The sequence below is a fragment of the Pseudomonas sp. GW821-FHT04C07 genome (genome assembly GCF_059420325.1).
In genome coordinates this window covers 48,641-58,621 of record NZ_JBWKTM010000024.1, presented here as the reverse complement: position 1 = coordinate 58,621, position 9,981 = coordinate 48,641, and the positions used below count along the sequence as shown (strand labels likewise).

Here is a 9,981-nt window from a genome sequence, read left to right as displayed (position 1 = left end):
CAAGGAGTTTTCCGTTTCGACTGCGCCGGAAGTGGGGCGAATTATAGGCTTCCAGATTCTGCCGTCAAGGGTTAATTACACTTTTGTTGCCGAGGGGGCTTTTTTCGCTATTAACCGGGGGATTCGACGCGTGACAGGCGGGATACGTAACCCTAATAGCAACGCACCTATAGATGCATACATAGCCCACTCCTTCAGATCCGCACGAACGATCCAAAGCAAATGCAGTAATCCAAGCCCCAGGATCACATACGCCAAGCGATGCAACTTTTTCCAGCGACTACCGAGGCGTCGCTGGCTATAACGATTAGAGGTGACCGCCAACACTAACAATCCAAGAAACCCAAGACTGCCGACAACGATGTAAGGCCGCTTATGCAACTCCACTCCCAGTTGCGACCAATCAAGGCCAAGGATAAACACCAGGTAGGCACTCAAATGCATGACCACATAAGCGAAGCACCACAAACCCAACTGCCGTCGTATGGCAATCCACCCCGCCCAACCGGTCAGCCTCTGCAAAGGCGTCATGCTCAGAGTAATCAACAACAGGATCAGCGTGCCCAACCCTAGCCTGTCAACCAGCACCTTTCCTGGATCCGGCCCAAGGGCGAAGATCCAGGCCTGATACAACCAAAGCAGCGGCCAAACCGCCGCTACTATAAAGACGCCAATGCGCCACAACGGATAACGCATCAGTAATTCTTCCGTAGATCGAGGCCGGCATATAAGGAAGCGACCTCATTGGAGTAGCCGTTGAACATTTGTGTCTCGCGCACATTGGGACTGAACAACCCGCTCGGTAGACGACGCTCCCGCGCCTGAGTCCAGCGCGGGTGATCAACCTCAGGATTTACGTTCGCGTAAAAACCGTACTCATCGGATGCAATGCTCTGCCAGGTGGTTTTCGGCTGCTCACTGACCAGACTGATACGCACAATGGATTTGACGCTCTTGAAGCCATACTTCCACGGCACCACAAGACGCAGCGGCGCACCGTTTTGATTGGGAAGCTCGCGCCCATACATACCCACCGCAAGAATCGCCAAAGGATTCATCGCCTCATCCAGACGAAGCCCTTCTATATAAGGCCAATGGATCAAGGCAAAACCAGAGCGCTGACCGGGCATGCTCTTGGGATCCTCCAGGGTTTCGAAACGAATGAACCTGGCTTTGGAGGTCGGCTCAACCTGCTTGAGCAATGCAGAGATGGGAAAGCCAATCCAGGGAATGACCATCGACCAGGCCTCCACACAACGCAGACGGTAGATCCGTTCTTCTAACTGATAGGGTTTGATGAAATCCTCCAGAGCGTAACGCCCGGGCTTACCCACCTCGCCATCCACCACAACGCTCCACGGCTCGGTTTTCAGCGCACCGGCGTTCTGTGCCGGATCACCTTTATCAGTGCCGAATTCATAGAAGTTGTTGTAGTGGGTCGCATCCTTGAATGGCGTAATCGCCTCATCCTTGACGGTGATGGCCTGCCATTTGGTCGCCGGCAGTTTCTGCGCGAACCAGGACGGAGTTTTGCCTGGCTCGACATCCGCATAACGAGCGGCATCTTGCGCATTCGCCCAGCGCGGCAGGCTGCTGAATGCCAGTCCGGCAATAGCACCGCCCAGAATACTGCGGCGAGAGAAGTAGAGGGACTCAGGCGTAACATCCGACTCTTGGCAATCGGACGACTTGGGCAATTTGATTAACATGACAACTCCGCAGCATTGGAGGACTGATGCGCCAATAGACTGCGGAGTATGGGGGAAATTACATCACTCGACGTTTTTGTGACGGCGAAGACGTAACAAATATTGCACCGGGCCGGAGGCCGCATAGGCGAGGAAAACCAGCAGCAGAATGCGCGGCGGGTCACTGAAAACTACAGCGAACACCAGCACCACCGCCAGAATCGCAACAAAAGGCACTCGCCCTTTCAGATCCAGCTCCTTGAAGCTGTTGTACTTGATGTTGCTGACCATCAGCATGCCAGCGGCAGCAACCATCAGAGCAACAAGGAAGGACATTTTGGAGCCCTGGATGCCGTAATCGCTGAACGCCCAGACAATCCCGGCTACCACACCTGCCGCGGCCGGACTGGCCAGACCGATGAAATAACGTTTGTCTGCAGTACCCACCTGAGTATTGAAACGCGCCAAACGCAATGCCGCGCCCGCTACATAGACGAATGCGACCATCCAGCCTACCTTGCCCATATCACCCAAGGCCCAGCCAAATGCCAGTAACGCGGGCGCGACGCCAAAGGCGACCATATCGGACAACGAGTCATATTCAGCGCCGAAAGCACTCTGGGTGTTGGTCATCCGGGCAACGCGACCATCAAGGCCGTCGAGCACCATGGCGACGAAGATCGCGATCGCGGCAAAAGCAAAATACTTGCTCGCGCTTATCGCGTCACCAGCACTCAAAGCGCTCTGTGCGCTCATGGAATTAATAATGGAGTAAAACCCCGCAAACAGGTTCGCGGTGGTGAACAGATTCGGCAGAAGATAGATACCACGATGCCGGACTTTACGGCCTTCAGCGTCATGTCCTTCTTCGACATGCTCATCGATCGGTAGCAGGCTTTCGGCGTCAGAGGCCTGGTTTGGCTCTTCGGGACGTTCGCTCATGGACATTACCTTACAACGGTGTGGAAAGTTTCGACAGGTGTCTGCGACAACGGTTCGCACGCAGATCCAGCTTTATACCAGAACCTGTCTACACAAACGAAAAAACGCGGCCTAAGCCGCGTTTTCTCTTCAAGGCTAGAACTTAGTTCTTGGCTTTGTCGACGATCTTGTTGGCACCGATCCACGGCATCATCGAGCGCAGTTGCTCGCCGATGATTTCGATACCGTGAGCGGCGTTGTTACGACGCTTGGCGGTCATCGATGGGTAGCCGGTAGCGCCTTCACTGATGAACATCTTGGCATACTCGCCGTCCTGAATGCGTTTCAGGGCGTTGCGCATGGCCTGACGGGATTCGGCGTTGATCACTTCAGGACCCGTCACATATTCGCCGTATTCAGCGTTGTTGGAGATCGAGTAGTTCATGTTGGCGATACCGCCTTCGTACATGAGGTCAACGATCAGCTTCAGTTCGTGCAGGCACTCGAAGTAGGCCATTTCTGGCGCGTAGCCAGCTTCAACCAGCGTTTCGAAACCAGCTTTAACCAGTTCAACAGTACCGCCACACAGAACAGCCTGTTCGCCGAACAGGTCGGTTTCGGTTTCGTCTTTGAACGTGGTTTCGATGATGCCGGTACGACCGCCGCCAACGCCAGCAGCGTAGGACAGAGCAACGTTTTTGGCGTTGCCGGAAGCATCCTGATAAATAGCGATCAGGTCAGGGATACCGCCGCCCTTGACGAACTCGGAACGCACGGTGTGGCCCGGAGCTTTCGGCGCGATCATGATCACGTCGAGGTCAGCGCGTGGCACAACCTGGTTGTAGTGGATCGCGAAGCCGTGGGAGAAGGCCAGGGTTGCGCCCTGCTTGATGTTCGGCTCGATTTCGTTCTTGTACAGAGCGGACTGGAACTCGTCCGGGGTCAGGATCATGACCAGGTCGGCAGCGGCGACAGCGCTGGCAACGTCGGTCACTTTCAGGCCGTGAGCTTCCGCCTTGGCAACGGTTGCCGAGCCTTTGCGTAGACCAACAGTGACGTCAACGCCAGAGTCTTTCAGGTTGCAAGCTTGTGCGTGACCTTGGGAGCCGTAACCGATGATGGCTACTTTCTTGCCCTGGATGATCGACAGGTCACAGTCTTTATCGTAATAAACTTTCATGAATTTCCCCTATATATCCAGGCCGTTCAGGCCATTCGCTAATTTGAGTTAGATGCTCAGCACTTTGTCGCCACGGGCAATCCCGGTGACGCCACTGCGTACGGTTTCCAGAATCGCGGCAGTGCCGATCGACTGAATGAAGCTGTCGAGCTTGTCGCTGGTACCGGTCAATTGAACGGTATACACGCTAGCGCTGACATCGACTATCTGCCCACGATAAATGTCGGTAGTACGCTTGATCTCGGCGCGCTGGGCACCGGTGGCTTTGACCTTGACCAGCATCAGTTCACGCTCGATGTGAGCACTTTCCGACAGGTCGACCAGTTTGACCACTTCGATCAGCTTGTTGAGGTTCTTGGTGATTTGTTCAATCACTTCATCATGGCCAACAGTGGTCAGCGTCAAACGCGACAGAGTCGGGTCTTCAGTCGGTGCCACGGTCAGACTTTCGATGTTGTAGTTACGCTGGGAAAACAGGCCAACAACGCGAGACAAGGCGCCCGGTTCGTTTTCCAGAAGCAAGGAGATAATGTGCCGCATGATTAAGTACGCTCCGTCTTGCTCAGCCACATATCGCGCATGGAGCCGTCTTTGATCTGCATCGGGTAGACGTGTTCGCTGGTATCGACCTGAATATCGAGGAACACCAGGCGATCTTTCATGGCGAACGCTTCTTCCATCTTCGGCTTCAAATCCTTCAGATCAGTGATGCGTATGCCCACGTGACCATAGGCCTCGACCAGCTTGACGAAGTCAGGCAGCGATTCCATATAAGAGTGCGAGTGACGACTGCCGTAGCTCATGTCCTGCCACTGACGAACCATACCCAGCACGCCGTTGTTCAGGTTGACGATTTTTACCGGCAAACCATATTGCAGGCAGGTCGACAGTTCCTGAATGTTCATCTGAATACTGCCTTCACCGGTGACACAGGCAACATCAGCATCAGGGAAGCTCAACTTGACGCCCATGGCAGCAGGGAAACCGAAGCCCATCGTCCCCAGGCCACCGGAGTTGATCCAGCGGTTAGGCTTGTTGAACCGGTAGTACTGCGCCGCGAACATCTGGTGCTGGCCCACGTCGGAGGTCACATAGGCATCGCCCTTGGTCACTTCGCAGAGGGTTTCGATCACGGTCTGCGGCTTGATGATGCTGCCGTCGCCCTTGTCATAAGGGAACAGGCCGCGATCACCGCGCCACTCCTCGACTTGCTTCCACCAACTGGCAACGGAGTCCTTGTTCGGGGTCTCGCCGATTTCCTTGAGGGTCGCAACCATTTCGGTCAGGACGCTCTCGACCGGACCAACGATAGGCACGTCTGCCTTGATGGTCTTGGAAATCGAAGCCGGGTCGATGTCGATGTGAATGATCTTGGCATTCGGGCAAAACTTGGCCGGGCCGTTGATCACGCGATCGTCGAAACGCGCACCGACTGCCAGGATCACGTCGGCGTGGTGCATCGCCAGGTTGGCGGTGTAGCTACCGTGCATGCCAAGCATGCCGATGAACTGGCGATCAGTGCCAGGGTATGAACCCAGGCCCATCAATGTATTGGTCACCGGCAGGTTGAGCATTTGCGCCAGTTCAGTCAGCGGTGCGGAGCCGCCACCGAGGATCACGCCGCCGCCCGCATAAAGAACTGGACGCTTGGCCGCCAGCAGCATTTCTGCCGCTTTGCGGATTTGGCCGGAGTGACCACGAACAGCCGGGCTATAGGAACGCAGCTTGGCTTTCTTCGGGAAGATGTATTCGAACTTCTCGGCCGGGTTGGTCATGTCTTTCGGGATATCGACCACGACCGGACCAGGACGACCGGATTGCGCCAGGTAGAACGCCTTCTTCATGACTTCCGGAATTTCCGACGCATGCTTGATCATGAAGCTGTGCTTCACGATCGGCCGGGAGATACCGATCATGTCGGTTTCCTGGAACGCATCGGTGCCAACCATGGTGCTAGGCACCTGACCAGAAATGATCACCATCGGAATGGAGTCCATGTAGGCCGTGGCAATACCGGTGATGGCATTGGTTGCGCCCGGGCCGGAGGTCACCAGTACCACACCGGCTTTACCGGTGGCACGAGCGTAGCCGTCAGCCATATGGGTCGCGGCCTGTTCATGACGAACCAGAATGTGGGTCACTTCCGGTTCTTTGAACAGGGCATCGTAAACATGAAGGAGAGCACCACCCGGGTACCCGTAAATATATTTGACGCCTTCGTCACGCAAAAAGCGGACGAGCATCTCACCGCCAGATAAAAGCTCCACGTTGTTCACCTCTAAAACGCCAGAATACCGTCCACTAAAAAGGGAACGGGTCTTAATAGGTTTACTGCTTAGCAGAGCATGAGCGACGGTGGTCGCCGACTACGTCAGCACTGACTGAGCAAGTATTGGGAGCTCCCCAAGTGTTGCGGGGTTTTCCCACCCAGCGCGAGGTAACGCGTTGCGGGTGTAACAGGTCGGCGCGGATGTGCGCCTCATGATCTACTGAGCGGGTCTGCTTCTGGCAGTCCCTCTACAGCGGACTTTGGATTGTTCTGATTCGCCCTCTCCAAGTCAAGTCGTCAATGTGCTTTATTCAAACCAAGTACATGAGAAAGCAAGAAAAAACCTTTAAACAGCAGCTGTGTTAGCTTCAATTGCGCAACCCATGACCAGGAAATGGGTCGACGGTGAGATGCGCCGCCTGACCGACCAACAACGTCAGGAACGCATCACCGAAGCACAGAAACAGATTGCAGATATCTGCCAGCAGGTACTGGCAGCCTCCAATTCAGCGAGAGGCGGTGATCAGCAGATCGAATTCTTTGAGCAAGACCTGCAGTTGCCGATCCTTGCCCTGGACATTTCGGGCAGCGAAGACCATTTCGGCCATCTCCTGAATACCCGAGACATTGGGCAGCGGTAGATCGCTTTCCAAAATCGTTTTCATCCGCGGCAGGAAGATCCATTGCAGCCATTGCTCGAAGTCCAGGGTATCGATCGAGAACGGTTCGACACTGAGCAGAGCGTCTGCCGATGGCGAGACTTCACCCCACCACCCCTGAACCCGCAGCTCACGCTCGATCAACAGGAGTTGTTCGGCAATTTTCGGAAAGCGTGCATCCATCAGAGAGAAACCTTGGCCTTCTGACGAGCCAGTGCCGCGCCTGCGGGGTCACCCTGTTTCTCACGCGCCTGAGCGATCAGCTCCCACAGGTTCGCCTGAAGAGCCGGACGACCATTGGCGAAGGTCAGGCCCCGACGAGCGAACTGCTCGGCTTGCGCCGCATCACCCTGAGCCATGCGCACCTGCGCCAAACGGTAGAGCACTTGCGGTTCGCGCGGGGCGACACGCTGGGCGCGCTCCAGACTGGAGGAGGCACCGTTCAGGTCACCGCTCGCCTGTTGCTGCTGGGCGGTGGTCAGCAAGGCCAGCACAGGACCATCCAACTGCTCGTCAGCGGACAAACCACCGGTGCTGGCGGAAGGAATCCCGCTCGGCGTCGACGGCATACTGTAATTGCCCTGATTGATCGGTGCCGACTGAACAGGCGATGTATCGATCGGTCCTGGAGTGATCGGCCCCGGGGTAATCGGCGCACTGCTGATCGGCGCCGACGTGGTCGCGCCACCGCCCGGAATCATCACCACCACGCCCGAGTCTTGCGGGACGGCCTGAGTCTGAGCTTGCGTCGGGCGCTTGACAGTCGTCTGACGGAAGCCGCCATTGGCCGAAATCCTCTCGCTGTTGGAAACGGCGCTGCCGGAATCCACCACCGGTATCGCGCCGCGCTGCACGCTGGAGCAACCGTTGAGCAAAGCCAGAGCTGTAATAGCTGGAATCCACCACTTGTTCACTTAAATCCCTCTTCGCTTAATTCATCCAGCCTTTGACCCAATCCATAACCGACTCAACGGAAGCCGGGCTTGCGCCACCGCAAGCGGCACCGGGAGGCGGTTCACTGCCGCGAATATACGGCATCTGCACCGCGCCCGGGCAGCTCGCTTCGGAACCCTGCCCGGTACGGGAGTCGACCCAAGCCTGAACAACGTTTTCCGGCTGCGGCATATCCAGCGGCAACGGGTCAGCCTTGCGCATGAAACTGGTCCAGACCTGCAGGGCGCCAGTGGCACCGGTGAAGGGTGTTTTACCGTTGTCATCGCGACCGAGCCAGACCACTGCCAGCAAATCCTGGCTAAAACCGGCGAACCAACTGTCTCGTGAATCGTTACTGGTGCCGGTCTTGCCCGCCAGCGCCAGGGTTTTCGGCAGGACGTTGTAGACCGAACTGCCGGTACCTTCGCGCATCACCCGCTGCATGGCGCTCTGGATCAAGTAGATCGAACCCGGATCGAAACGCTGCTGAATCTGGAACGGATAACGCTTGAGCGGCTGGCCTTCGGCGGTCAACACGCTACGAATCCCACGCATCGGCGTATTGAAACCGCCGTTGGCCAGGGTCTGATACATAGTCGCCACTTCCATCGGACTCAAGCCACCAGCCCCCAGCAACATCGACGGGAAGGCTGGAAACTCGCGGGTAATACCCAGGCGCGCCAGTGTCTTGAGGACATTTGGCACGCCGACTGCCAGGCCCAGACGTGCGGTCGACAGGTTGTAGGAATGCGCCAACCCCTGGTACAGGAAGACCGTGCCGTGGGAACGGCGATCATAGTTCTGCGGCTTCCAGATCTGACCGTCAGCCCCCTTCACCGAGAAAACATCATCGGAGAGCCAGCTGGTCAATGTGTATTGGCTCGGTTTCTCAAGTGCAGTCAGGTAAACCGCAGGCTTGACCAACGAGCCGATTGGCCGCACGGCATCCAGTGCCCGGTTGAAACCGGCAAAGCTTGCCTGACGGCTGCCGATCATGGCCTGGACCTCCCCCGTTTCCGGGTTGGTCACCACCATCGCGGCTTCGACCTCATCCGACCCCTTGCGGCCGGCAAGACGCTTGAAGGTATCGTTGACCGAGGCCTCTGCCTTCATCTGCAGAATCGGATCGAAACTGGTGAAAATCCGCAGCCCTTCTTCGGTCAAGTCTTCGTCGCGGTAGTCTTCGCGCAACTGACGTTTGACCAGATCAAGGAAACCCGGGAACGAGCTGTCAGCCAGACTGCCGCGCGTGGTTACGCCCAACGGCATCTTCTTGGCTGCTGCCACTTGCTCGGCAGTCGCAACGCCTTGCTGCTCCAGCAGATCGAGTACCAGGTTACGACGCTCAAGCGCATGTTCAGGGTAACGACGCGGGTTATAAAAGGACGGCCCCTTGACCATGCCCACCAGCAACGCGACCTGATGCAGTTTGAGTTCGGACAGCGGCTGGCTGAAGAAGAACTGACTGGCCAGCCCAAAACCGTGCACCGCCCGCTGACCGTCCTGACCGATGAAAACTTCGTTGAGGTAAGCCTCAAGGATTTCGCGCTTGTCGTAATGCATCTCAAGCAGCAGGGCCATCATCGCTTCGGTCAGCTTACGCGACAGGCTGCGCTCGTTGGTCAGGAAGAAGTTTTTGACCAGTTGCTGAGTCAACGTACTGCCGCCCTGACGCATTTGCCCCGACGAGGTGTTGACCCAAACGGCCCGGGCAATCGACTTCGGAGAAACCCCGAAGTGGTGATAGAAGTCCCGGTCTTCCACGGCTACCAACGTATCAAGCAGGTACGGTGGCACCTGATCGATCTTGATCAGGATGCGATCTTCGAGGTTTTTCGGGTAAAGACCGCCGATCAATAGCGGTTCCAGACGCACGACCGAGACTTTCGAGCCATTGATCGCCGAAAGCTCGGCCACATAGTCTCCGGAGAAACGCACCCGCACCGGCTGGGCCTGCTCCAGACCTTCATAGAACTGGAAACCGCGAGTATTCAAATCGACCGTGTTGCCATTGACCGATGCTGCGCCGGGACCATTGGCGACGCTTTCGCGCCGGTAACCCAGAGCATCGAGTTCAGTCAGGAAATCTTCCTTGCTGAGCTTTTGTCCGACGAACAGCTCCAGCGGCCGGGCATAAACCTTGGCCGGGATGGTCCAGCGCTTGCCGGAGAACTTCTCCTGAACCACTGCATCGAGATAAACCGCAAAGCCGGCGAGCACCACCAGGCCGACCAGGCTGAGCTTCAGAGCCCAGCCTAACCAGGGGCGCAGGCCACCAGAGGGACGTTTTTTAGCGGAACGGGGGGATCGAGTACGAGTCATGGCGGCGGA

The 9,981-nt window shown here is 56.7% G+C and carries 9 protein-coding genes and 1 pseudogene; 1 reads left to right on the top strand and 9 read right to left on the bottom strand.

Annotation, left to right across the window (positions count from 1 at the left end; genetic code table 11):
• Nucleotides 1-75: 75 nt before the first annotated feature.
• The 6 genes from msrQ to AC07UI_RS28770 all read right to left on the bottom strand — a co-directional run bounded on the left by msrQ (nt 76) and on the right by AC07UI_RS28770 (nt 6,056).
• On the bottom strand, nt 76-696 hold the full coding sequence (gene msrQ / locus AC07UI_RS28795) for a protein-methionine-sulfoxide reductase heme-binding subunit MsrQ (RefSeq protein WP_494995691.1): 621 nt from the start codon (nt 694-696) through the stop codon (nt 76-78).
• Nucleotides 696-1,709 (bottom strand): protein-methionine-sulfoxide reductase catalytic subunit MsrP, encoded by a 1,014-nt coding sequence (msrP, locus tag AC07UI_RS28790; protein WP_494995690.1) that lies wholly within the window; start codon nt 1,707-1,709, stop codon nt 696-698. The genes msrQ and msrP overlap by 1 nt, the downstream gene beginning before the upstream one ends.
• 63 nt (nt 1,710-1,772) lie before the next feature.
• Nucleotides 1,773-2,630 (bottom strand): CDP-diacylglycerol--serine O-phosphatidyltransferase, encoded by an 858-nt coding sequence (gene pssA / locus AC07UI_RS28785; RefSeq protein WP_494995689.1) that lies wholly within the window; start codon nt 2,628-2,630, stop codon nt 1,773-1,775.
• 142 nt (nt 2,631-2,772) lie between these two features.
• The gene (gene ilvC, locus AC07UI_RS28780; RefSeq protein WP_057725048.1) at nt 2,773-3,789 is read right to left on the bottom strand and encodes a ketol-acid reductoisomerase; all 1,017 of its coding nucleotides are present in this window, start codon (nt 3,787-3,789) and stop codon (nt 2,773-2,775) included.
• Between the two features lie 48 nt (nt 3,790-3,837).
• A complete protein-coding gene (ilvN, locus tag AC07UI_RS28775) occupies nt 3,838-4,329 on the bottom strand; it encodes an acetolactate synthase small subunit (protein WP_150643298.1) in 492 nt (163 codons plus the stop codon).
• A 2-nt stretch (nt 4,330-4,331) separates the two neighbouring features.
• The gene (locus AC07UI_RS28770; protein WP_494995688.1) at nt 4,332-6,056 is read right to left on the bottom strand and encodes an acetolactate synthase 3 large subunit; all 1,725 of its coding nucleotides are present in this window, start codon (nt 6,054-6,056) and stop codon (nt 4,332-4,334) included.
• Nucleotides 6,057-6,438: 382 nt separating this feature from the next.
• Here AC07UI_RS28770 and AC07UI_RS28765 point away from each other — a divergent pair.
• A pseudogene (locus tag AC07UI_RS28765) lies at nt 6,439-6,543 on the top strand (DUF4124 domain-containing protein); the annotation flags it as partial.
• A 21-nt stretch (nt 6,544-6,564) separates the two neighbouring features.
• On the opposite strand, the gene AC07UI_RS28760 reads toward AC07UI_RS28765, so the two are convergent.
• Genes AC07UI_RS28760 through mrcB form a run of 3 tightly spaced genes read right to left on the bottom strand, consistent with a single transcriptional unit; the run spans nt 6,565 to nt 9,972 of the window.
• A complete protein-coding gene (locus tag AC07UI_RS28760) occupies nt 6,565-6,900 on the bottom strand; it encodes a YqcC family protein (RefSeq protein ID WP_494995687.1) in 336 nt (111 codons plus the stop codon).
• The gene (locus AC07UI_RS28755) at nt 6,900-7,631 is read right to left on the bottom strand and encodes a tetratricopeptide repeat protein (RefSeq protein WP_494995686.1); all 732 of its coding nucleotides are present in this window, start codon (nt 7,629-7,631) and stop codon (nt 6,900-6,902) included. Before AC07UI_RS28755 ends, AC07UI_RS28760 begins: the two co-directional genes overlap by 1 nt.
• 16 nt (nt 7,632-7,647) lie before the next feature.
• Nucleotides 7,648-9,972 carry a penicillin-binding protein 1B gene (mrcB, locus tag AC07UI_RS28750; RefSeq protein WP_494995685.1) on the bottom strand — a complete coding sequence of 775 codons (2,325 nt, stop codon included), beginning with the start codon at nt 9,970-9,972 and terminating at the stop codon, nt 7,648-7,650.
• Nucleotides 9,973-9,981: the final 9 nt, after the last annotated feature.